Origin of the sequence: Pedobacter gandavensis, from assembly GCF_032677645.1 — a bacterium.
GTDB lineage: Bacteria > Bacteroidota > Bacteroidia > Sphingobacteriales > Sphingobacteriaceae > Pedobacter > Pedobacter gandavensis_A.
On the sequence record NZ_JAVTSB010000010.1, the window covers coordinates 178,700 to 203,621 of the forward strand.

14 protein-coding genes are annotated in these 24,922 nt (G+C 43.5%); 1 reads left to right on the forward strand and 13 read right to left on the reverse strand.

Annotated elements, in window-relative coordinates; genetic code table 11:
* The first annotated feature begins 50 nt into the window (after positions 1-50).
* Positions 51-1,595: a hypothetical protein gene (locus R2Q66_RS17485; protein WP_316751375.1), complete on the forward strand. Its 1,545-nt coding sequence runs from the start codon at positions 51-53 to the stop codon at positions 1,593-1,595.
* Here the strand turns inward: R2Q66_RS17485 and R2Q66_RS17490 are convergent.
* The 13 genes from R2Q66_RS17490 to R2Q66_RS17550 form a co-directional block, all read right to left on the reverse strand.
* Complete coding sequence (locus R2Q66_RS17490; RefSeq protein ID WP_316751376.1) at positions 1,582-3,006, reverse strand: GDSL-type esterase/lipase family protein; 1,425 nt, start codon at positions 3,004-3,006, stop codon at positions 1,582-1,584. The two genes, R2Q66_RS17485 and R2Q66_RS17490, sit on opposite strands and share 14 nt — an antisense overlap.
* Positions 3,007-3,013: 7 nt before the next feature.
* Entirely contained in the window at positions 3,014-4,549 is a 1,536-nt protein-coding gene (locus R2Q66_RS17495; RefSeq protein WP_316751378.1) for a DUF4955 domain-containing protein, read from the reverse strand.
* 69 nt (positions 4,550-4,618) lie between these two features.
* Positions 4,619-5,938, reverse strand: coding sequence for a polysaccharide lyase 6 family protein (locus tag R2Q66_RS17500; RefSeq protein ID WP_316751381.1), 1,320 nt, complete (start codon positions 5,936-5,938; stop codon positions 4,619-4,621).
* Positions 5,939-5,942: 4 nt separating this feature from the next.
* A complete protein-coding gene (locus R2Q66_RS17505; protein WP_316751383.1) occupies positions 5,943-7,376 on the reverse strand; it encodes an alpha-L-fucosidase in 1,434 nt (477 codons plus the stop codon).
* A 94-nt stretch (positions 7,377-7,470) separates the two neighbouring features.
* Positions 7,471-8,655, reverse strand: coding sequence for a glycoside hydrolase family 88 protein (locus R2Q66_RS17510; protein WP_316751385.1), 1,185 nt, complete (start codon positions 8,653-8,655; stop codon positions 7,471-7,473).
* Positions 8,656-8,737: 82 nt separating this feature from the next.
* Positions 8,738-10,615, reverse strand: a complete 1,878-nt coding sequence (locus tag R2Q66_RS17515) for an alpha-L-fucosidase (protein WP_316751387.1) — start codon at positions 10,613-10,615, stop codon at positions 8,738-8,740.
* 48 nt (positions 10,616-10,663) lie between these two features.
* Complete coding sequence (locus tag R2Q66_RS17520) at positions 10,664-11,890, reverse strand: alginate lyase family protein (protein WP_316751390.1); 1,227 nt, start codon at positions 11,888-11,890, stop codon at positions 10,664-10,666.
* Entirely contained in the window at positions 11,887-14,037 is a 2,151-nt protein-coding gene (locus R2Q66_RS17525; RefSeq protein WP_316751393.1) for a TIM-barrel domain-containing protein, read from the reverse strand. The genes R2Q66_RS17520 and R2Q66_RS17525 overlap by 4 nt, the downstream gene beginning before the upstream one ends.
* 9 nt (positions 14,038-14,046) lie before the next feature.
* Entirely contained in the window at positions 14,047-16,587 is a 2,541-nt protein-coding gene (locus R2Q66_RS17530; RefSeq protein ID WP_316751395.1) for a glycoside hydrolase family 95 protein, read from the reverse strand.
* A gap of 6 nt (positions 16,588-16,593) precedes the next feature.
* On the reverse strand, positions 16,594-19,068 hold the full coding sequence (locus tag R2Q66_RS17535; protein ID WP_410479437.1) for a glycoside hydrolase family 2 TIM barrel-domain containing protein: 2,475 nt from the start codon (positions 19,066-19,068) through the stop codon (positions 16,594-16,596).
* A 116-nt stretch (positions 19,069-19,184) separates the two neighbouring features.
* Complete coding sequence (locus R2Q66_RS17540) at positions 19,185-20,027, reverse strand: hypothetical protein (RefSeq protein WP_316751398.1); 843 nt, start codon at positions 20,025-20,027, stop codon at positions 19,185-19,187.
* Between the two features lie 43 nt (positions 20,028-20,070).
* Positions 20,071-21,627 carry a RagB/SusD family nutrient uptake outer membrane protein gene (locus tag R2Q66_RS17545; protein ID WP_316751400.1) on the reverse strand — a complete coding sequence of 519 codons (1,557 nt, stop codon included), beginning with the start codon at positions 21,625-21,627 and terminating at the stop codon, positions 20,071-20,073.
* A gap of 11 nt (positions 21,628-21,638) precedes the next feature.
* Positions 21,639-24,824, reverse strand: a complete 3,186-nt coding sequence (locus R2Q66_RS17550) for a TonB-dependent receptor (RefSeq protein WP_316751402.1) — start codon at positions 24,822-24,824, stop codon at positions 21,639-21,641.
* Positions 24,825-24,922 lie beyond the last annotated feature (98 nt).

Here is a 24,922-nt window from a genome sequence, read left to right on the forward strand (position 1 = left end):
CAGAATATTATCGCGCTATTGCATGGTCACAAATCAAACCGGACCATCAAATGAAGCACAAATTTACCCTGACTGTGCTGGCCCTCCTGGCCAGCACAGTTCTTTTATCTTTTATCAACAACCAGGACCCCAATAGTACCGCTACCTGGAAGTCGAAATTCCTCAACATTCATAAAGACGGAACCATCAGCTACCACCCCGACGAACAAGGAAATACCATCCCCGATTTCAGTCTGGTAGGTTATCACCATGGCCTAACGCCAATCCCAACTCTAAACACACTCAAAACCCTACACCCCATAAAAGGCGATGCCAGAGCCATGATCCAACAGGCAATTGATGAAGTTGCCGCCTTACCCGCTGATAAAAACGGCCATAGAGGAACCATTCTGCTAAAAAAAGGCGATTACCCGATTGCCGGAAGCCTACTCATCAAATCCGACGGCATTGTACTTAAAGGCGAAGGAAACACAGCCAAAGGCACAAGACTCATCGCTACCGGCAAAGGTTCCCGCTCCCTCCTCGTAATTAAAGGCAGCGGCCAGGTCACAGAAATCCCGAAAACCAGGGTAAATATCAGCGACACTTATGTGCCTACCGGCGCAAAATCTTTTAACGTAACCGATGCCAAATCCTTCAAAACCGGAGATAAAATCATCCTTTTCAGACCGGGCAGTACCAACTGGATCAAGGAAATACAAATGGATCAGATCATTGCCAGACAAGGCACCAAACAATGGACAGCGGAAGATTACAACCTGAGCTATGAAAGAGAAATCACCCAAATCAAAGGAAATACTGTTTTCATCGACAATCCGGTGGTGATGGCCATAGACCAGAAATACAGCACCGGTGCCATTTTTAAATACAGCTACAAAGGCCGTTTACAGGAAGTTGGCGTAGAAAACATACTTTTTGAATCTGAATATGCGAATGATACCGACGAAGATCATGGCAATATTGCCATCGATTTTGATGATATTGAAAACGGCTGGGTAAGTAACATCACCGCGCGATTTTTTATTTATGCCGCGGTTAGTCTCAATACCGGTGCAAAAAACATTACAGTAAAAGACTCCAAATGTCTGGATGCAAAATCGATCATTACAGGTGGCAGAAGATATTCTTTTAACAACAACGGACAACAGAACCTATTCATGAACCTCGAAACCACCGAAGGCCGTCACGATTACGTAACCGGGGCTAAAACTGCCGGACCTAACGTATTTTACAACTGCACATCCAGAAATACACATGCAGATATCGGTCCACACCACCGTTGGGCAACAGGAACGCTATATGACAACATCGATACTGATGGACAAATCAACGTACAGGATCGTGGAAACTGGGGTAGCGGACACGGCTGGTCGGGTGTAACTCAGGTTTTATGGAACTGCACTGTAGAATCGGCAGCTGTCCAAAACCCATGGGCATCTGGTAAAAACTACGCCATTGGCCTTAAAGGCAAGAAGGTATCGGGCCGCCTGCCGGGAAAACCGGATGGAGAATGGGAAGGTCAGAATCAGATAGACCTGCAACCAAGTTCTTTATTCATTGCACAATGCAAAGCCGCCGGAATTAATATCCGGTAGCTTTCAGTATAAAATCTACAATGGGTTGCGGATTGGGAAGACTATGCGGATGATGTTTGCCTTGCGGCTTATGAATCAAATGAATATCCCCGCCCGCAGCCTTAATTTTCTCTGCAAAAGGAAGGCTGTTTTCTGCCATCGGCACCACCTCATCTATATCTCCACAAACGTGTAACATCGGATATTTACCTTTCACAATGGCTGCAATCTGATCTATCGGACTCCCTTTAAAATCAGGCGCTTCCGCATCATTGGCATAGCCATAATCTTTCAGGACAGTTGCCCAATCGCCTTTACTTCCCGGGCCTTTACCCTTTCCTCCAGGCCAGCTTTTTAAATCCAGCACCGGATTATCGGCATAAACACAAGCCACTTTATCCGGATTAGCCGCAGCCCAATTGTAAACATACACTCCGCCCCTGCTCATTCCTTCCATCACCGCCTTCTTTGCAAAACCCAACTTTTGCAGGGAGCTGTAAAAATCATTCCAGATCCCAACAGCTTCGGCATTGCCATACAACTCGGCTACATCGCAATACACCACATGGAAACCACGTTCCAGCATCGCGATATCCGTTTGTGCCTCATGGCCATAAAACCTCGCCCGCCATACCCAGGGCATCCCTTTGGCCACCTGCTTCGGACTCACAATCTTCGCGTCCCGACCTTTAAAAGAAAAGTTCAGTTGCTCATAACCATAAAAAGAACTCCGTTTCACTGGCGTTTTAATCTTCCTGGAAAGGTCTTTTCCGGGTTTTGTTTTCTGAAGGATAAAAGACTTTAAACGTTCCGCAATAAAGGTATCACCTGCTGCATTTGGGTGGACTTTATCCGCCAGCAAAGCCTCTTTATCCGCAAATAAGGAATAGAGATCCAGCAATTCCAACTGCTCCTCATAAGCGATCTTTTGTACCATAGGCATCAGGCTATCTTTCAGGTAAGCACCTGAAATCCCAAATTTCGTCTCCGAAAAAGCCTTCAATGGAAGTAATAAAACCACTTTGGGTTTAGTAGCAAGGCCCTGAAAACTATGAACCATATCTTTATAATCGGCAACAAAAGCCCCCATCTGCGCACGGTTGAGCTCCTTACTATCATTCGTCCCCAATTTGATAAAAACCAGATTCGGATTGCTCTTCAATACCTGTTGATATTCAGGCGTATTCCAATAAGGCTTGTTCCCTTTTTTAAGCATGGTTGCCCCGCTAACACCAAAATTCAGCACCTCATAACCCGACCCAAGCATGGCCTGTAACTGCGCCGGATAAGATTCTTTAGCGCGGTCTTTCAATCCCGAACCAAAGGTGATACTATTCCCAACACAAGCAATTCTTATTGCCGACTGTGCATAGCCCTCAAAACCAGTTAAAACCAACAGCCATATCAAGCAGCACTTAAATACTTTTCCCATGTAATTTCTATTTAGCTTTCGCCAGATCAACTCCTTTTAATCTCCATTGCAGTTGTGCCTCAAATAAGGAGACAGGAAGCACCGGTTTCCCTTGCGACTCATTTAGGCCGGCATGGGCAAAAGTTACTACTTTATCCGCAGTAAAGCCAACCAGAATTGGCAAAGCAATCGTATAGTTTCTTCTGCGCGAGCTATCCCAGAAATCATAATGCTGATCTTTAACTGATTTATGCTCAAAATTCCAGAGCACCAGCTCCTTACCATGATGTGGATATCCGGGTTCAGGCCCTCCTAAATTATAAAACACCCCACCTTTAATATCATCATAAAGCGTTGCATAAGGTTGTCCGGAATGGATATCAATGTTCTGATCTACGCCCAAAGTACAGTTGGTAATCACCGTTCCTACGGCACTATAACCGGTTCCGGCACCATGATGTTGCGCCCCGTTAAAGGAACAATTCTTCACCAAAACCCCATATCCGGCACGTGCATGAATCGAGGCATGGCCCTTTTTCCCTCTAAAATGAGTGTTTTCTATCGTCATCCGGTAGCCAGAGCGGATAAAAACCCCCTCATTCAGGTCATGAAACTCACAATTCCTGATCCAGCTGTCCTTTAAGTACTCCATTCCAACTGCCTCATACGCATAATCATGGATCTCATTCTTATGGTGTACAAACTCTTCCGGGTAATTTTTCCAGTTACTGGAGAATTTAAGGTCCTCAATTCCGCATTCTGAGATAGAATTATAGCTATCGATGTCCCAGGTTCCGCTCTTCACCAATTTGATATCCAGGTGAACAGGGTTCTTAAACAGCACCTGATTTCCTGCAATCTTTGCAATCGTGTGTATCTCATAAATCTGCATTCCTCCCTTATCGCCAAATAGCCTCGACCATTGTGGTTTTAAATCCAGGGGCGCAAAATACAGTCGCGTAAACTCCTCAGACCGATGTCGGATCACCACATCCTGCCCTACTTTCAATTTGGAAGCATCCTGAACATTTACCGCAAAAGTTTCCCTTCCGGCATCAGCCACGATAGTGGTTAGTTTCTTTCCGACCCCAGCTGCTGGCTGAAACAAAAACTGTCTTCCATGAATCCGCATATTTGCCTGGTATATTTCAGTCCCGCCGGCACCACTTCCTGAGCCTTTTAAAATGATCCCGCTTTTAGAAATCCTGATCTGCTTTTTAGCATCCCCATCCGGGGCGATCAGGTATTTTCCCGGCGCAAAGAAAACAATTCCTCCACCCGGATTTGCCTCCGCTGCATTAACAGCTTTCTGTATCGAAGCATCATCAAACAACTCGTCATTTGGAATCGCACCATAATCGGCTACGTTGAACACCTTTTTCCCGGTCAAAGCAGGCAGCTCCTTTTCCGACCAATGATACCCTGCATAAGAGAAATCAGGAAGAACCGGAGTTTTACCCTGCTGTTTTGACTTTACAAAATCCGACCAAAGTGGTGATACTTGTTGTGATTTCCCGGCGATTGCCAAAAATAGCAAGGGGAAAATAAGAATTGATTTCTTCATGAATCAGGAAATATTAAAAGCGGCTTGTACGAAGATACAGGCCGCGTTATTAAACAATAATATAAAGGATTACAATATCAGAAAAGAAGTAGTCAACTTAGCCCAGGAAGGGCCAATTTTACCGCTTTCCCAGAAGGGTTTAAATGCCCGCTGTCCAGGTTTTAAATACAAACCATTGGCCATCTTTTTAAGCGATTCGTTTTTCAATACAAAACCTTTTTCAGGAGTACCAGCGTAAGACTTACTCAATAGCTGGTTATCCTCAAAAAGAACAGAAACCTTGTCATCGTACCATTTTAATGGAGACTGATCAGAAACAATGATATTCTTTGCAAAAACCGTGTTTAAAGCAAGCAGGTATCGATCTGGATTATAGCCCGCAGCAATGGCAAAAGGCTCCTTACAATTTAGAATCAGGTTGTCCCTGATCACCGCATTTTTTACCTGCCAATGACTCGTTAATATCGGATTTGGCAATCCTGCCATGATAGAAATCGCCGCAGAAACGCTGGTTCCTGTTAAATCCTGAAAGTAATTATCATGCACAATATGATCTTCCCCAATGATCCGTACCCCACCGGTTTTAGGTTTCCCATTCCCAATAAAGAAGTTTCCGTAGACTTCTGCATGATTCCCATGCCTTAAAGTCAGCGTCGCCTTGCACTCATAGAACAAATTGTTTCTAATGATATTCCGGCAGGATTTGTTGGAAACAGCCTCTAACTCCCCGTCACAATGCTCAAAAACATTCTCTTCTACGATCGTAAAGGAATCATGAAAAGACCAGGTACTCGTTCCGATTCTAATCGTTTCTCCACCATTTCTACCCAACTCCGGACGTGGCCCAAAATAATTATGGTCAATCTGGTGGTAATTTGGCTTTTCAGAAAGCCAGACAATAAGCGTAACACCTTGATGGCGCTTGCCTTTAAAAAAACAATGGTCTACCCGGTTATGATTTCCTCTTAAAGAAAGCCAACGGTAATCTACCTTTTCATCCGGGGAGTTATAATCAACCACAGCAGTATTGGTTATCCTGCAAAAGGAAGACTGTTCAGAAAAACCGATCACATCACCTTCATTCAGAAAACCATTAACAAAAGATAAACCATCCACCAATAACCAAACACCATCAATAACCAGCGAAGAATTACCGGTCAGGAACGTTTTTCCAGGATTTACAGCCATTAAAACAATGGGAAGCGCTTTGCTCCCATTGCCTTTAAAAACAAGATGCTGATCTTTCCAGTCCCCTTCTGCCATCAACACCCGATCTCCGGGAGCCAATACCAAAGCTTCCAGTTCCTTTGCAGAACCAATACGATGATCTTTTGCCTGCCCGATAACAGCGATCCATAACAGAAAAACAGTGAAAAGTATCGTTCTCATTTGCTTAATCTAATGCACCGGTTTTCATTTCTTTTTTAGGCTGATCAGTCGTCTGATGATCCACAGTACCTTCAAATTCAACACGGATCACCGAAGCCACCGCATCGGGAGCCTCCGCAGGAACACGGATCAACAGGTCATCACCTTTTCTTTCCGTAGTCACTTTACCCTTCGCTAAAAGCGCCGCTGATTTTACTTTATTTTTAACACCAGGAACCACTAAAACCCCATCTTTAGGCCAGTTGAACACCGAAAAATAAAGTACCGTGCCGTTTTTAGTTTCTTTCTTTGTGCAACGACCCCAATCTAATGGCGCTAGAGGGCTGGCTTTTGTACCATAAATCGCTTCGCTGTTTACTTTCATCCATTTACCGATATCACTCAACCTTTGCACACTTTCCTCAGGAAAAGTACCATCAGGTTTAGGGCCCACATTCAGCAGGTAATTCCCTCCTTTAGAGCTGATATCAGCTAAGTTGCGGATCAGGGTTTCTGATGATTTCCATTTATGATCCGCAGTACGGAATCCCCAGGTACCATTCATGGTCATGCAGGTTTCCCAATCCATGCCATCCAGTTCTGCCTGATTAGGGATCTTTTGTTCCGGAGTTTTAGTATCACCAGGAAAATTCGGTCTTTTCAAACGATCATTAGTAATGATTTGTGGTTGTGATTTTAACGCATTCTGAAGCTTCAAAGCCGCCTCATCCGTCATATTTGTTGGGGTATCCCACCAAAGCACGGCGATATCTCCGTAATTGGTCATCAATTCTTTTACCTGTGGTACAGCGACCTCATCAATATACTGGTCGAAAGTTTTAGTCTGTTGCGCAGCATCCCAATGTCCTTTATTGGCCAGGGTATAGGCATCAATCTTTGTAGAATCCGGATTTGCCCATCCTTCTCTCATTTCTTTTCGTGCAGCTGATCCCCCTGGATTGTTCCAGTCCTGAGCCTGAGAATAGTAAAAACCTAATTTCAAACCTTGTTTCTTACAGGCTTCTGCTAAAGGTTTCAGCAAATCTTTACCGTAAGGAGTCGCATCAGTGATGTCCCACTTACTGGCTTTAGAGTTAAACAAAGCGAAACCATCATGGTGTTTAGCGGTAATAATCAGGTATTTCATACCCGCATCTTTCGCCATTTTCACCCAGGCCTCCGCATCGTATTTCGTTGGATTAAAGCTTTTTGCCATTTCCTGATACTCAGCAACAGGAATTTTAGAGCGGTTCATGATCCATTCTGCGCCACCGCGACGTTGTTCATGGCCTTGATACACCCCGGCAAATTGTGCATAGACCCCCCAGTGGATGAACATCCCAAATTTGGCTTCCCGCCACCAGGCCATCCGTTCGTCTTTAGTCAGCGCGCGTTGACCATGGGCCAACTGAATGAAAAAAGATAAGGCTATGATAAGTGATAATGATATTTTACGCATGCTCGTTTATTTTGGTTAGGTCTTCTAATGTACTGCATATTTGCCAAGTAGCACACTCTCCAATTGGCTGATCTTTCAGCAATATTACCAGCTATTATTTCAACTGATCAGCTCTTAATAAAGCTTCCAGGTAATAATAATCCGCATAAGAAAGTGGCACATCCACCTCAGAATTGGAAGGTTTAGAACCCGTACTACTGATCAGGATAAAACCTTTATTGGTCCCAACCGGCGCAGTATATTTATTGGCCATGCTGTTCATCATCACATTTGCCTTATCCAGATAAGTTTTCTTTTGATCACTATAAGCACTCAATTCATACAATGCCGAAGCGATGACCGCAGCGGCGGATACATCACGAGGCTCATCAGGAATATTTGGCGCATTATAATCCCAGTAAGGAACCAGATCTTTTGGCATATTCGGGTGATTCAGGATATAAGCAGCAACGTTTTCTGCCTGCTTTAAATAAGCAGGATCTTTGGTGAACCGGTAACACATCGTGTAACCGTAAAGCGCCCAACCCTGTCCTCTGGACCATGCTGATTCATGGCTATAGCCCTGATGGGTTTGTTTTTTCAACACCGCTCCCGTTTGAGGATCATAATCAATCACATGATAAGAGCTGTAGTCCGGGCGGAAATGGTTTTTCATGGTGGTATTCGCATGGCTCACCGCGATCTTATAAAAAGAAGAATCACCACTTAACTGCGTCGCCTCGAACAACAATTCCAGATTCATCATATTGTCGATGATCACTGGGTTTACCCATTTATCTCTGCTATGGTCCCAGGATAAAATCACCCCTGTTTTAGGGTTAAAGCGGGTGGCCAGTTTCTTTGCCGACTCTAAAACAACTTCTTTATAATGTTCATCTTTCGTAATGCGATACCCGGTTCCGATACTACAATACACCTTAAAGCCCATATCATGAGTGGTACCGTTCAACTTTTCCTTCTCAATGTCTGCAGAGAATTTCCGGGCTTCTTTCATCCAGGGTTGTTGCTGATTGTATTCGTACAAAAACCACAATACACCCGGAAAGAACCCACTGGTCCAGTCTCTGGAAGCCACCAATTTCAGCTTCCTGTTTTCAATGGTTCTTGGCGAAACCAAGGCCGGATTCCCCGATTTAACTTTCGCATCCTCCACCTCCTTCAACATAAATTCGGTTTGTTTAGCGGCCAGCTTAAAGGCCTTTTTAACGTTCGGTTTCTGAGCAATAATGCTGGTATGCAGCAAAGAAAGAGCTAGTACTGTAAAAAAGTATCTTTTCATTATTAAATAGGATAAGGGTAATTATATAGGTTATCGGTAATTATAATTTCAACAATTGAAGGATCTCAACAACATGATGATGCTAAGGAGCAACAGGTATCACCTGCACTTCCAGCAATTTCATCAGCTCAATGCCTTGCGCTTTTGCAGCAGTAAGTTTGAGCTGATATACCCCGGCAGGTAAATCTATGACTCCTATTTCCTGAGTCACCACACCGGTTTTCTGATTAAATGTTGGCATTTCCACATTCAAAGCATCCAACTCCAGCCGATAGGTGGCATGAGGATCTGCTCCCCCGAGGTATTTAACCAGGATCTGATATTTTGCAGGGGCCAGCGTTTTAAAATCCCAGGAAAAATATTGCCCTGTCGATTTTAACCCATCCACAAAATAGCGGTCGGTTTTTCCATCCCCAAAGCCAAATCCTTTTCCATGCAATTCCGCATCAAAAGACAACAACCGGTTTACGATATCCTTATCGGCTAGTAAACGCATAGAATCAACCTGCAAAGGGGCATTCAATTCCAAAACCAGGACTGCATCCGCCGCATCCGGACATTTCTTAGGTACCGAAATACTCAAATCTGCCGGCCCTAAACGCTTAACCAACAATTTCTTTTTGGCCGGGTCATTCAGCAGGTAGGCCTTTTTTACCTCCGTTTTTAAACCGCCCAGCAACAGTTTCCCGTCTTTTGGCCAGTCAAACACATGCAGGAATACCTTATTCCCTTTTTGTGTGGTCACTCCCCAGGCCGGAATCGGTAAAGTCGAGCGACCTGCTCCAAAAATGGAAGCTTTATTTTTATGCAGCCATGGGCCGATACTATCGAGAATCCGCTGATCTTTCTGATCAAAACTACCATCCCCTTTAGGGCCGATATTCATCAAAAGATTGCCCCCACGGGAACTTGCATTTGCCAGCAACCGGATAAAAAATCCAGCAGATTTATGACTGTTATCGTGTTTCGAATAGCCATAAGACTCATTGGTGGTTGGGATGGCTTCCCAATCTCCAGGTACCGTACGGAATTCTGCCGGACGATCGCCGGTATTTTGATAATCACCGAAATTCCCTGTAGCAGTTCTCGCCAAACGGCCATTTACCACAATATTCGGGTCCGTTTCACGAATCGCCTGAAGTATCTTCAGATTTTCAGAAAAGGGTAATTTATGAGGGGTATCAAACCATAAAATATCAGGGTGATACTTGTTGATCAATTCTTTAATTTGAGGAATTGCTTTCTCGTCTACATATTTTTGTGCTTTAGGCAACCAATCCGGATGGTTATCAAACCAGTTTGCTCCGCCAATCAATTGATCACCACCAGGGTTTTTATACTCCCAGTCGTTACCCGGCGCATTTGGATCCTCCCAATCGAAAGCATGAGAATAGTAGAAGCCGAACTTCATGCCATGTTTTTTAGCTGCTGCGGCCAACTCTGCCATCGGATCACGTTTAAAAGGTGTCTGATCCATCACATCAAAATCAGAGATTTTAGAATCAAACATCGCAAAACCATCATGATGCTTGGCAGTAATGATAAAGTAGTTCATCCCTGCCTTTTTCGCGTCTAAAATCCACTCTTCTGCATTAAACTTCAAAGGATTGAATTCAGCAGCAAGTCCGAGATAATCAGTCTTGCTGATCTTTTCCTTCCGCATCAAATGTTCGGCATAACCGTTTACGACCTTACCTTTCCATTCTCCTTCCGGAATAGAATACAAGCCCCAGTGTACGAACATGCCAAATTTAGCATCCCTCCACCATTGCATCCGCGCCTCATGATTTTTCATCGATGCCGTCCACCAGCCGTTTTTAGCTGCTGCAATTGCCCGTTCATCACGCGTTTTTGCCTGGTTAAACATCTCTTTATCTTCATCGCCAGCCACCTGGCTATAACTATAACCCGCAGAAAGCGATAAGGACAACAATAAAATAGCCGATTTACAATTCATCATTTATCATCTAAAAACAGGTTTACAATTTTACCGATCGATTTTACCTGATCAATTTAACCAAATCAGCGGATTTCTGACCGGCAAATTGCGGATCACTTCTTCCACTTTCGGATCATGCTCCAGTTTCTGCCAGGTTTTAAACCAGGTCTGCTCCTGAAAAGCATCTGCCGCAAATATTAAGAAAGGCTGTGCTACCGGCCAGTTGTCCCAATACATTACATCCGGTTTTAAAGGCCATTTACTTTTATCTTTTACAAAAGGGTAGAAATATTCCACTCCTTTTCTGATCGATTTCCCATCTGCCGTTTCAAAAGTCCAGAGGTTATCCTGAGGCGTAGAAAGAATCTGGCAAATGGTAGTCATGGCATCCAGGTTAAAAACTGAATATCCATAAGGTTTAGTCCGTGACATTTCCCTTGGGAAACTGCCATCTACCGCCATTTGATTCGGTAATAACACGGTTTTATAACGGTCGCTACAAAAACGCATCAACTCCTGATTTCCAGTCAGCTTCGCAAAAGACGCCACCTGCATCGTAAAACAAGTCCCATGATTATTCTCCGCATTCATCTCTTTTATACCATAAGGATGAGTCATCAGCCAGTTCAGGTATTCCGAAAACCAGTCCTTAACCCCTTTTAACACTTCTTTATCCAAAACAGCCGACATCACCAGGACGCCCTGCGCTACTTCCATCAACTGAATCGTATCGATGATCCCAATCCCACGACCAGTAAACCTGCCCTTAATCGCCTGTGCGAATTTCAGATCCGGATTCATCATCGTACCCTCATTGATAAACCAGGCTTTCAAATGAACCATGGCCTGTTTCGCATATTTCTCTTCTCCGGTTAAGCGATAAGCAGAAGCGAGTGCGCCAATAATTTCGCTAAAGCGGATCATGGCTAAACGATGCGCCACAAAATTTTCCGGATTGGTCATCCCATCCTTTTGTATATAAGGACTGTCAATATTTTTAGGATCCGGCCACCAGTAATCACCTTCGGAAAAGAAATCATGTAAACCACCGGCAGTTCTGGAAGAACTTTCTGCGGTTACCGTGATCGGTTTTTGTTGCATAGCCCATTTTGCCTGAGACAAAATCTGTTTCTTCAAAGTCAGTTCCGCCTGTTTCTTTATTTCATCAGCAAGATTCGTTTGCTCATTAACCTGATCAAAATCAGCAGCAGGTAGCGGATTCCCACTGACAAACCGGGGAAGGCCTGCCAATAGAAAAACAGCTGTACAAATCATTAGGGTCAATTTTTTCATCATATTTTTTTACTAGTCATCGCTTTAAAACTGATCTTATTCAAGGTGTTTGGTTTTCCTTTAGCAGCAGTGCTGATCGAAGCTTTCAATTTCCCATCTTTTCCGCGTTCCATGTTAATCTCCCTAAAGCTAAAATCTCCTTTTTCATAATTAAAAGTCTCGCCATCATCATCATAAAGCTGATACGTTCCTGGCTTACTTCCATAATACCTGATCTCCAGGTCTATCTTATCGGTAGGTTTTGGTGCATGTAATAAAGCCGGGCCCATCGGAATGATACCACCATCTTTAACATATACCGGAATCCGGTCTAAACCTGGTGTTACAGTAATCACCGTTCCATCCCCTACAAAATCACCGGTATAAAAATCAAACCATTTCCCTCGCGGAAGAATCACCGTACGTGTTGCTTTGCCGGCAAACATTGGAGCAACTAATAAATACTCGCCTGCCATATACTGGTCTTTTACTTCTTTAGTGACCGCTTCTACATAAGGATTATCTTCCAGATTGGTGCTTTTAAGTTCCTTCTCCGGGCCATAAGCAAACCCGGATTCCAGGTTCATCGCACGGAAAGGAGGAATCCCCTGAAAATGATACTTTGCAAACTCACTATACCAGTAAGGCATCATTTGCATCCGTAGCAAAGCCATTTCTTTCACCTGCTTTTCAACTTCCGGATAAGACCATGGTTTTGTACCGCTAGACCAGGCATTGATCATCGCCATTGGCGAGAACACCACCGATTGCATCCTGCGCAACCACTCTTCTCCTGTTTTAGAAGCCCTAACTTCCGGCGTCCATAAAACTCCCGCAAAACTGCTGTTGATTAAAGCCGTAATAAAGTCTTCATGGTTATAATAATCGTTGTAAATCACATAAGGGAAAGCCGTTCCACCACCATTAGAGCCACGCACCAGGCCATAAGTTCGCTGATTGCGCTCATGAAAAATAGCGGTACTGTAACGCTGCATCAGCAAACCGTAAGTCTGACGCATCTGCTCCGCACTTTTACCCGAAGGGAAAGTCGTCACATCTGGCCATAAGTAATGGTCATAACCATCCACCTCATCAAATTTATAGCCGCTTACCCCGATAGCTACCTGACTCTTTTTCAACTGTCCGAACAACAACTGCTGTGCCTGGGGCATGGTCAAATCAGGAATTGCACCCAGCCAAACGGTATGGTCTGCGGTAAAAGGCTTAATTTCTTTGTAAATCGGAGATTCCGGAGAAACATAAGGATTGGTCCATAAATTCAGCCTGATTCCCTTTTTAAGCATATCGCTCACAAAGCCGGCAGGATTTGGAAACCTGCTCTTATCCCATTCAAAAGAACAAGGATAAGCCTTACTTTGCCAACCCGGTTCTAAACCGATAAAGTCTAAAGGAAAACCTTTATCGGTAAATGTTTTCGCTTCATTCTCCACCTCATCCGCGGTAAACAAGGTTTTCACCCGTTGCGTAAAACCCAATCCCCAACGCGGAGGCAAAGGGCCACCGCCATTAAATAAATTATAACGGCTCACCGCATTTAGTGGCGTCGGACCGGCAAAAACATAAAACTCTACCCCTTCTGCCGGAACAAGAATCTCCACCGCATCAGAATAAGGACGCGAAGCCCAGCTTTTATCCGTATTCCGATCTTTAGCCGGAGGGGCATTTTCGCTGTCTCTACGAACCGCAGAACCTGCATAAACTTTCAGGTAACGGGCAGAATTGATGAAAACCCCGTAACCATCAGAAGACACATAAAAAGGGGTAGGCGCATGTGTACGGCCATTGTCTTTACCCCCAAAATGGTCTACATGCAATTCCAGAATTTTGCCCCGCTGATGGATCGTCTGGAAGTTTAACCCAAAGCCAAACAACTGCTCTGCCTTTTTCAGCGGAAAGCGCAAATACGTTTTCCCATCTTTTAACTGCGCAACCACTTCCTGTTGTACCATCGGGAAAGCAGAAGAACCTAACTTGTTTAAGCCTTCCAAATAAGGTTTAGCACCCGAAGCCGTTAATAAATTATAACTCTCAGGTTGACCAACTGTCCCTTTCCAAACCCCTGGAGCCACCAACTCCCAGGCAATATTTTGTGCATTTACGCAAAAACAACTCAGTAAAAATGCAATACAAACAACAATGCTTTTAAACATAAACCTAATTTATATCGTTACAATCTTATAAACCTTACCCTTTTCTGTCTTAAAATCTACCACATAACCCTGAGCAATATCCAGGTCTTTCAACACTACAGTAGAAACCTTTTTATAAGCTGGTACATACGGTTTTTGCATTAATAAATTATGATTCTCCCCGGTAGCCGAAGAAACACCTACCGCTACAATTTTCACCGGTTGCAAAGTCCGCAACCTGCAATTTCCACCGATCTCAGATTTGATGGTCGCCTCAGTCAGTTTTCCCTCTTTCCAGCTCATCCCGACTACAAAATTTCCTCTTGCTTTAATCCCCTGAATATTCCCCGAAGTCCAGGCATCCGGTAAAGCTGGCAATAAGCTGATCATCCCGTCCTGACTCTGCAACAACATCTCCGTAATTCCGGCAGTTGCACCAAAATTCCCGTCAATCTGAAAAGGAGGATGTGCATCAAAAAGGTTCGGATAGGTACCACCCCCACTCATCTGCGCTTTGGTTAAGGTCGGATCGATATAAGTAAAAGCATCTTCCAGAATTTTATAAGCATGATTGCCATCCTGTAACCTCGCCCACCAATTGATTTTCCAGGCCATAGACCAGCCGGTACTTACATCCCCTCTAAAAACCAGGGTTTGTTTGGCTGCACTGGCCAGCTCCGGAGTTTCAAAAACAGAAATCTGGTTGCCGGGAAACAAGCTGAACAAATGAGAAATATGACGGTGTTTATCCTGAGGATCATCCCAATCCTGAAACCATTCCTGCACCTGACCATACTGGCCAATGTGGAAAGGATATAACTTTTCGCGGGCATTAATCAATTCTTTTCTGAAAGACGCATCGATATTTAAAGCCTCCGTAGTACGGATTAAATCCGTAAACAACTGTCTGAGGATCGACATATCCATCGTTGAAGCTTTAGAAAGCTGGTATTCCTTACCTTCAATTTTAACCGTATTTTCAGGAGAAGTAGAAGGACTCGTCACCAGGTAACCGCTTTTATCATCCTTGATCAACCATTGTAACATAAATTCTGCCGCACCTTTCATCAGTGGATAAGCCGTTTTACTTAAAAACACCTTGTCTCCCGTAAACTGATAATGCTCAAATAAATGTGTACTGAACCAGGCGCCACTCATCGGCCAGGCCGTCCACCTTGGTGCACCTTTCGGATCCCAGTCGTAGCCACCCGGAGGAGAAGTTTTTGCCCATAAGTCTGAATTATGGTGGGCTACCCAGCCCTTGTCTATATTGTAATTTACTTTAGCGGTTTTTGCCCCGTTTACAGCCAGCTCTTTCATAAAATCAAAAAGTGGCTGATGACATTCCGAAAGGTTGGCATTTTCTGCCAGCCAGTAATTCATTTCCGTATTGATATTGGTGGTATAATTGCTACCCCATGGCGGTTGTACCTGGTCGTTCCAAATCCCCTGAAGGTTAGACGGACGAGATCCCGGACGGGAGCAGGCAATCATCAGATAACGACCAAACTGGTAATACAAAGCCTGTAAGCCCTGGTCGTTTTTAGTACTTGCATACTGCTTCAAGCGCTCATCGGTCGTTTTCTTTTCGGCAACAGCATTGCCTTTCAGTTCAAACTTTACCCGGTTAAAAAGCTGCTGATAATCCTGCACATGTTGCGCTTTCAATGCCGCATAACTTTTCCCGAATACCGCATTCATATCCGCCAATGAGGAGATTGCAGGATCTTTTCCTTCAAGGCCCGGCGATTGGTCAAAACCATTAAAACTGGTGGCTTCCGTTAAATATAAAGTTACTGCATCAGCATTGTGAACAGCCAGCTGATCACCGGCAGCTTTCAAAGTTCCCCCCTCATTTTTAACCCGCAAGCGGATCTCAAAAGTCATCCCTTCTTTTTCATCATACTCCACTTGTTTCGGCTCATAATCCCGGTTGGCCACAAACTTCGGTGCCTTACCTTTCAAGATTAATTCTTTATCCCCCGCAGCGGCAGTCTTAAAACGCAGCTTACTGATCAACCCGGTGTTAAAACTAATCGATCCCGGTTTACTTGCTGTAATGCGCATCATCAACACCTTTCCAGGGAAACTGGTAAAAACTTCTCTTTTATAATCCACTCCATTCAAGGAATAATTCACTGTCGAAACCGCATTTTCAAGGTCAAGCGACCTGCTGTAACTTGCAGGGATACTATCCTGCTGATGAAACTGCAAATACAAATCTCCTAAAGGCAGGTACCTGGCCGAATAAGGGCCCTGCATTTTCCGCCACAGCTGTGTGGCTTCCTCATATTTACCTTCATCTATCGCCTTACGTACCTGCGGTAACACGGAGGGCCCTGCCGGATTATTCCCCGGATCAGGAAAGCCAGACCAAAGTGTATTGTCGTTTAAAGGGATTCTTTCCCGGTTCACGCGACCATACACCATGGCCCCTGTTTTTCCATTTCCTAAAGGCAAGGCTTCCTCCCAGGCTTTCGCCGGACGGTCATACCATAATTTTAAAGGCTGCTGTGCAGCGGCATTCAAACTAAGGGACAGGGCTCCTAACCATACATACAGTTTCTTCATATTCAATTAGTTTAATTCCACAAATGCAGTTGCCAAACCATCAGCTTTTACGCTCGCTACACTCTTTCCTTTATTCATTTTTAAACTGATCTCCGCGCGGCCATTTCCCAGCTGTACTTTACTGGAACCCCTGGCAGTTCCCAGGTCGCCCATTAAAGTACCATCACCGGTTAAGCCAAAGCTGATATAATTTTGCGCATCCAGACACAAGATATTATTCTTGTCCAGCATTTTAACACGGATCGTCGCAATACCATCTTTTTCAGACACCTTTTCCAGTACCAGTTTTGCAGGTTTATCCCATTTTGCCGTTTGATATTCTTGTGTGATCTCGTCAGTAAACACCTTTCCGTCTTTCTTCCCTACCGCCTTAATCGTATTCTGACCTTCGTTAAACCTAACCATCCAGCGCAAACCAGCGGCAGGAAAATCGGGACTATTTCTTTTCTTCTTGCCCAGGCTCTTACCATTCAGGAAAAGTTCTACTTCATCCAGATTGGCATATACCTTGACCATTTTTTCTTCATTGGCCGCACCCCAACGTACCGGCCAGGAATGCCCGTAAACATGGATCATCGGATCAGTTGTCCAGTACGACTGAAACACATAGAAAGACTCTTTCTTAGTCAAATCGCGCTCTACCACCCCTTTTTGATTCATATAAGGAATCGGATTATCCGGACGAACCGGTGTTGAGAAATCTTTAAAAGGCCAGTAAGCTGCACCGGTTAACCAAGGCATCGTTTCCTGTTCTTTCAAATGCCAGTCGATCAGATTAACTATATAACTCTCACTCCAATCGCCATCTTTAGAAACCCTGGCACTACCTCCAAATAAGGAAGCATCGCCTGCGCGCTCATCGGCACCCTTACCCTGTGTCACCAGACTCAATGCATTATCCGGATTTTCAGAATGGCGCCCGGCATGACTATCTCCACCCCATTCTACATGGAGGAAGTTGTCTACTTTATCAAATTCCTGCTTAGATACTTCTTTATATTCCGTGTAAATACCACGGTACCAACCTGCCCAGATAGACGGAGAATACACATCTACGATATCCCTACAGAAATCACACCTTCTGATTGCTGTTTTTCTGGAAGGATCTAAAACATGAGAAAGATCGTTCAACTCTTTCATGAACTCCCTGATCTTATGCTGATCAAATTCGGAGAAATCCCCAGGCCAGTCATTTTCATTTCCCAATCCCCAGATGATCACCGAAGGATGGTTGTAATGTTGCTCTACCATATTGCGAAGCATCGTTCGCGCCTGGTTTTTATAGCTTTCACCACCTAAACCACCGCGACACCATGGAATTTCCTCCCAGACTAAAATCCCTAAACTATCACACAAATCCAGTACAATTCTGGACTGCTGATAATGACCCAGGCGTATAAAATTAACGCCCATACTTTTCATCAATACCATTTCCTCGCGGATCTGATCTTCTGTCATCGCCGCAGCTACTCCCGCATGATCCTCATGACGGTGGGTGCCCCTCAACAATAACCTTTTGCCATTCAACATAAACGGCCCTTTTTTAACAAACTCAAAGTTCCTGAATCCTATTTTCTCCGTATGAACAGCAGCAACGCCATTCGCAGTAACACTCATTTCTACCGTATACAGGTTTGGATTTTCTGTAGACCATAACTTAGGTTGCTTCAAAGTAGTTCCCCAAAGGTCTTTCTTGCCATAAAAAGCTTTCCATTCTTTATTAAAGGAAGCCACCAATTTTCCCTGAGGATCCTTCACCTTAATATTAACCATTACAGTATCTACCCCATCAGGATTTAACAATTTAGCGCTGATATTCAAAGCCCCTAAAGCACCCTTCGCATCCACACTGGCTGTTGCAAAAACCTTCTCTGCGGAGACCTGCGGTACATAACGAAGGTTCAGGTAACGGTACAACCCGCCATACACATTGAAATCTGAAAGATCCGAAGGGATCATTTCAAGATCCCGGGAGTTATCCGAGCGGATTTCTACCGGGATCTTTCCTTTAAACTGTTTTTCGAATAAAGGGTTTTTACGGAAAGCTGCTACCGCATCGGTAATATCGGCCGTCCATTCATCATAACCGCCTACATGTTCGGCTACTAAAACATCATAGATATAAACCTTAGTTTTTTGCCCTGCTCCTTCAAAATGCAACAATGTCCGCCCGCTTTTATACGGATTACTGATCGTCAGCTGTGTCCGGTACCAACCTGGTCCCTGGTAATAATTTACATCTGGTGTTACGGCATCCTTCGCATTAAAACAATGCGGAAGTATCACCTGCTCCCAAACCGGAACGCTTTCCGGGTTTCCGGCTTTCACCGGCCTGATGGCCTCATAAATACCCCCAAGATCACCTTTCAAAAACTCCCAGTTTTGGGTTAAACGTTGACTTTGCTGTGCAAACAGCGGACTATAAAACAATACAGCAACGATTAGTACCAGCTTTCCTTTCCAGTTTCTATAATTTCTCAATTCTTATATTTTAATAGGTTCAGCCATCCTAAATGGCAAATTCGATCTCATGCATTAACCGATTATTCAGGAGAAAAAGCGCGCTTCTTCTCCTGAATAACAGGAATAATTTTACGCTATAAATAACTGTATCTAAAAGGGTATACCGTTGTTCCATAAACGTGTACCTGCCCATTGGTGGCAATTTGCCCCGCAGAACGGTCAGATGCAAAATCGTTAATTCTCAATGGCGTACCATCCGAGTAAACAATCCTCATATTAATCTTACCGTCCGGATCAAAACCTGAACCACCCTGTATAAAATTGTAAGTAAAGACCACAGTATTAGGTAATGCAGCTGGATCAGGGGTAGACTTAGTTAAAAGATAGCTCAACATGGATTCGTCTTTTTTCGCCACTGTTCCCGGAGGAAGTAAGGTTTGTAAAGTTGTGTTCGCTGTAATGGCATTATTAAAGCCATAGTCTCCCTGAATGATCAGGTACAAAAAGTAGTTTTTAACCGTTTCTTTTGAATAATCACTCCATTTTGTTGCTGGGCGCGTTTTTGGTCTCAATGTAATTGGATCCAATATCGGTGCACCGTTTGCATCTTTTAACACAATCGGTAAATCAAACCAGAAACCGCTTTTAGGCAACTTTGTTTTGTCATCCAATACACGGATGGCATCATTGTGCAAAAAGAGAAATGTTCTACCCGACTTTTCATACTCGGCAAGGTCTATTTCGGCATAGTCGAGTCCAAGCTTCATATACTTAAAAACCGTATCATTCACTTTCGCAGGAACAGTTGCACGGCTTTCCAGGTATTGTCTGGCAGTCATATAAATATTAGGATCTAACACCTTTTTAATATATTCATGATCTTTCTGTACTTCCAGACCAAACATAGAGCAGGAAGAAAGGGCTGCTGAGACCAACAGCAAAAAAGCAGCCTTTTGTATGTTTTTATATTTTTTCATTTCGATCAGTTTAAATTGATTAATACTTTGGAAAGAGGAAGCCTTACTCTGTATAAGGTTGATTTTGAACTAATAAATTATTAGAATTCAAGACATTCCTGTTAATTGGCCAGTAATACTTGCGTTTATCGGTACCCCATCCTGATGGCGTTGCTCCTTGTTCAATCTGACGCGTGATCAGAATTGGATCCATAAACTCGGCCACACGGTCAGTACGCACAAGGTCGAACCAGCGTTTTCCCTCTCCGAACAATTCCAGTTTACGTTCCTGTAAGATCGCGGTTTCCAGATCTTTAGGAGTCGGAAATTGATCCGGAGTATAACCCGGAAGACCAGCTCTCATATGAACCAAATTCAGATATCGCACCGCATTGAACTTATCACCTGTCTGATTTAATGCTTCAGCATACAACAAATACTGGTCAGCCAGACGGTACATTGGAAGCAATACATTTAAGGTAGCTCCAAAAGTCCCTGTATAAGTATAAGCACCTAAAAGACCCGGGGTATAAACACCTGGATACCACTTCCAGGTCCTGTCCCTGGTTTTTGTGTTGATGTCAAACGTCTGCTTCACACGAATATCCGTAGTACTCAAAGACCAGCTGGTGAAAACCTCTTCTGAAATTCTGTAAGGCGTATTGTTAGGGGAAGTAGAGATCCCAGCCATACAAGCGCAACCATTAGCCGCATAATCCCAATGGATATTCCAGATTGCTTCTATACTACTTGCCGGATTTACGAACATATCTTTCCAGGTCGCCGTAGGTTGTAGGTCTGTTGCTGCACCACCGGAACCTGTAGCTGAGGCACCCGCCGCATTATACACTTTTCCTGTTGGCCCTTTAGCCGCGAATAATCTCTTGCTCCAGATAATGGCATTTGGATAATCCTTTTTCCACATGTACACATCAGCCATCATCGCACATACCGCTGCCTCACTGATATAAAACACTTTGGCCGTGGCTCCTTTAGCCATGGTATTATAAGCCATGGTCAAGTCTGAAATCACCTGATTTAACACCTTTTCCTCTGAATCTCTTGCTTGTTCCGGATCATCATAAATACTCACGTATGGTTCCGTTCTGATTGGAGCGCCTCCCCATACTCTGGCTATGTAGAAATAGGACATCGCCCTCATCGCATAACATTCTGCCATATAACTCTTTAAAGTAGCTGCAGGAAGCTCATTAGCTGAACCTGGCTGCGTATAACTATTTACTTCAGGGAGCTTTTTGATTAATAAATTTGCGCGCCCGATCACCTGATATAAAGGACTCCAGTCAGCCCATTCATTATTAGCGGTCAGTGTATTGAAGTGCATTTCATTATCCGCATTCTTAGAATAGGTTTTAAACCTTTCAAAATTATCGGCTCTTGCATCTCCCCAATAGGTATATCGGTTAAAGAACTGCTTCTCTCCGATCATTACACGTTGAAAACCACCATACATACCGGCCATTCCCGCTTCCGCATCGAATCTGTTTTTATAGAAATTATCCAGGGTTCCGTCAGAAAGTGGCTTTTCATCTACCAGTTTCTTACAACCGGACGATATTATCCCCAGTCCCAGAAGGGTTATTAAAAATATCTTTTTCATACTCGTAATCATTAAAATCCAACGTTAATACCTAAACCTAACTCTCTTCTCTTCGGATATTTTCCATTATCATCTCCTGGTGTTAAAGCACTGGAGCTAAATTCAGGGTCATATCCGGTATAATTGGTCCAGGTAACCAGGTTGCTACCATAGATATAGGCACTGATATTTTTGGTGAACACCTTTTTCGACATTGCCGGTGTAAAACGATAAGTAAACCTGGCGCTCGACAAGCGAATAAAAGAAGCATTTTCCAGGAACATACTATTACCATTTGCTTTCTGACTACCTCTGGTGTCCTTATCAGGGAAATATGGATAAGCGGCGATATCACCTTGCTTGGTCCATGCTCCATAAATCGCTTCAGGCATTGCCGGTCCATTTGAAGAACTGTTATTCGTTAAACCTTGTTTAAAGGAATTATAAACCTTACCACCAATTGTTCCATTAAAAATAAAGGAAAGAGAGAATTGTTTATAGCTCAGGTTATTGATCAGACCGAAGTAAAAATCAGGTTGTGCATTGCCAATCACATGACGATCTGCATCATCTATCACCCCATCATTATTCACGTCCAGCCATTCAGTATCACCACCTTTCAGTTTTGCCCCATTTGCGTATAAACTTTTAACAGTTCCAGTGTAAGGTTGTCCGTTTAGGGTATAACCATCACATACTGAAGTCATGTAAGTTTTACCTGCAGCATCCAGAGCTTCCACAACTCTTACATTTACAGGTTCTAATTTTAAACCATCCGTGTTAAAAGCATTGGACACATCATAAGGAAAAACCCCTTTATTTTTCCAGCCATAAAAATCACCGATGTTACCACCTTCCTGAATCAGGTGTTTATTTCCGGCAATAAATTCCTGACCATTATAAAGCTTTTTAATCTTTCCTTTTTCAAAGGTTAAGTTTCCGGTAACGCTCCAGGTGAATTTATCAGTCTTGATTGGAGTACCATTTAAGGCGATTTCCAGTCCTTTATTCTCAATATTTCCAACATTCACTTTTACGGTACTGAATCCTGTTTCTTTAGGAATCTGACGGTCGTACAATAAATCATTGGTGGTTTTAATATAATAATCGGCACTCAGATTCAATCGTCCTTTCATAAAGACAAGGTCCATTCCCAGATTCTGAGTTACTGTATTTTCCCATTTAATGGTTGGATTTCCAAAAGTATCCATTAGGGAAGCGCCGGCAATTCCGCCATAGCTATTGCTCCCCACTTCAATTCTCTGAATAGACTCATAGTTTCCACTGGCATCATTACCCACCGTACCATAACTTACCCTTAACTTCGCATCATCAAGGTATTTCTTAGCCCAGCCCATAAATTTCTCATCAGAGAATCTCCAGGCAGCAGATCCGGAAATGAAACTTCCTGATCTTCGGTCTCTACCAAATCTGGAAGAAGCATCATTTCTAAAAGTACCCTGAACAATATAACGCCCTTTGTAATTATAGCCCGGACGGAAAAAGAAGGAAGCTAAGGAATAAGCAGTTGCACCTACCCTTTGTTTCGTTAAATCCACCATATTGGCACCAGTCACGAAATGCACATCTTCAGAAATTAAATTCTTGCCTTCCAGGTTCGTAAAATCAGAACGCGTTCTGTCTGCACTAAAACCGGCCAAACCCGTAATCGTATGATTTCCGATCACTTTATTGTAGTTAAAGAAAGCCTGCGTCTCATAATATACCCTTCTGGTTGTCCCATTTCTGGCTAGATTTTCAATTCCATTTGCACTTAAAAACCTTGGCATAAAATACACCGACTTTCCATCATCCAGTTGCGCATTAAAAGTCGCTGTGAAATTCAGGTCTTTGATAATATCATATTTTAAAGAGTTCGAAATTTGCGCTTTATAAGTATCCTGCCTATTGTCTTCCAGCAAAGCATTCGCGACGGGATTTCTTTTCGAATTCAGGTAACTGGTTAGCGTCCCGTCTGGGTAATAAATCCGGGCATAAGAAGGACGGTCGAATACTGGTTTTAAAGAGTTATTGATGCTCGTAAAATTTCCGGTCTGAAAATAATAGGAAGCATTGGTAGACCATTTTACTTTTGGTGCCACCTGAAACTCTACGTTAAATCTGGATTGTAACCTCTTAATCCAGGTATTCAGCGCGATTCCCTGATCATCCAGGTAATTCCCACTTCCGTAATAAGTGATTCCTTTTTGTCCGCCGCTAACACTCAGTTTCACTTCATTACGCTGACCGGTATTGCCCAAAAGCATATCCTGAAGGTCATTGTCTGAATTAAAACTTGGATTCAGCGAATCTACCAGACCACCAGCATTCCCATTCGGGTTACCTGCCTGTAGTTTTCTGTAGTACCTTAGTTCCGAAGCATTTGCCTGTGCAATTTTATGTGCCAGTTTCCCGAAAACATGAGAATACTGGGCATCGATCCTCGAATTTCCGTCTTGTCCGCGTTTAGTGGTAATCAAAATCACCCCGTTCGCAGCCCTTGCACCGTAAATGGCCGCTGATGCTGCATCCTTCAACACCTCAATATTTTGAATATCACTCGGGTTAATGGTACTTCCATTGTCACTGATCACTCCATCAATAACATATAGAGGATTGGAACCATTACCATCTGTGGAAAATGTAGAAGCTCCCCTGATTTTTATAGAACCCTCTGCACCCGGCTCACCACCGTCGTTCATCACCAATACCCCTGCTGCCTGACCTTGCAAAGCATCAAAAAGGTTAATCGGCTGACGTTCTTCAATATCTTTGGCATTCACAGAAGATATGGCCGCAGTAAGGTCTCTTTTTTTAGTTTTTCCGCCATAACCGGTCACCACAATTTCATCCAGATCACTTAAGTTCTCTTTCAGAGAGACATTGATGGAAGTTTTTGTCCCTACCGGAACTTCCTGAGGGAGGAAACCGATATAAGTAAAAACCAATACCTGGTTCGGGCCGTTTACGGAAATCGAATACACCCCATCACCATTTGTGGAAGTGCCTACAGCCGTTCCTTTGATTTTCACCCCCACACCAGGTAGCGGAACGCCCTTATCGTCCTTCACCACGCCTTTTACTTTAATTGTTTGTGCAAATGCAGAAGCGGAAAATAACATTGCTATGGCTAGAAATGCGATTACGCCAACCTTCCTGATCTGGCACACTTTCCATTTGTCAGACAAATAGAGGTTCATAGTATAAATTTGATTCATACTTTAGTTTTAAAAATGAGTAAATACTTTAATTGATCTTCAGCTAGTTAAACCGGGAATCCGGCAAGTACACTGGTCAGGAGGAAGAAGCCGTACAT

Coding starts and splice junctions, on each gene's coding strand:
- R2Q66_RS17485 (WP_316751375.1), top strand. CDS start 51: ATGAAGCACAAATTTACCCTGACTGTGCTGGCCCTCCTGGCCAGCACA.
- R2Q66_RS17490 (WP_316751376.1), bottom strand. CDS start 3,006: ATGGGAAAAGTATTTAAGTGCTGCTTGATATGGCTGTTGGTTTTAACT.
- R2Q66_RS17495 (WP_316751378.1), bottom strand. CDS start 4,549: ATGAAGAAATCAATTCTTATTTTCCCCTTGCTATTTTTGGCAATCGCC.
- R2Q66_RS17500 (WP_316751381.1), bottom strand. CDS start 5,938: ATGAGAACGATACTTTTCACTGTTTTTCTGTTATGGATCGCTGTTATC.
- R2Q66_RS17505 (WP_316751383.1), bottom strand. CDS start 7,376: ATGCGTAAAATATCATTATCACTTATCATAGCCTTATCTTTTTTCATT.
- R2Q66_RS17510 (WP_316751385.1), bottom strand. CDS start 8,655: ATGAAAAGATACTTTTTTACAGTACTAGCTCTTTCTTTGCTGCATACC.
- R2Q66_RS17515 (WP_316751387.1), bottom strand. CDS start 10,615: ATGATGAATTGTAAATCGGCTATTTTATTGTTGTCCTTATCGCTTTCT.
- R2Q66_RS17520 (WP_316751390.1), bottom strand. CDS start 11,890: ATGATGAAAAAATTGACCCTAATGATTTGTACAGCTGTTTTTCTATTG.
- R2Q66_RS17525 (WP_316751393.1), bottom strand. CDS start 14,037: ATGTTTAAAAGCATTGTTGTTTGTATTGCATTTTTACTGAGTTGTTTT.
- R2Q66_RS17530 (WP_316751395.1), bottom strand. CDS start 16,587: ATGAAGAAACTGTATGTATGGTTAGGAGCCCTGTCCCTTAGTTTGAAT.
- R2Q66_RS17540 (WP_316751398.1), bottom strand. CDS start 20,027: ATGAAAAAATATAAAAACATACAAAAGGCTGCTTTTTTGCTGTTGGTC.
- R2Q66_RS17545 (WP_316751400.1), bottom strand. CDS start 21,627: ATGAAAAAGATATTTTTAATAACCCTTCTGGGACTGGGGATAATATCG.
- R2Q66_RS17550 (WP_316751402.1), bottom strand. CDS start 24,824: ATGAATCAAATTTATACTATGAACCTCTATTTGTCTGACAAATGGAAA.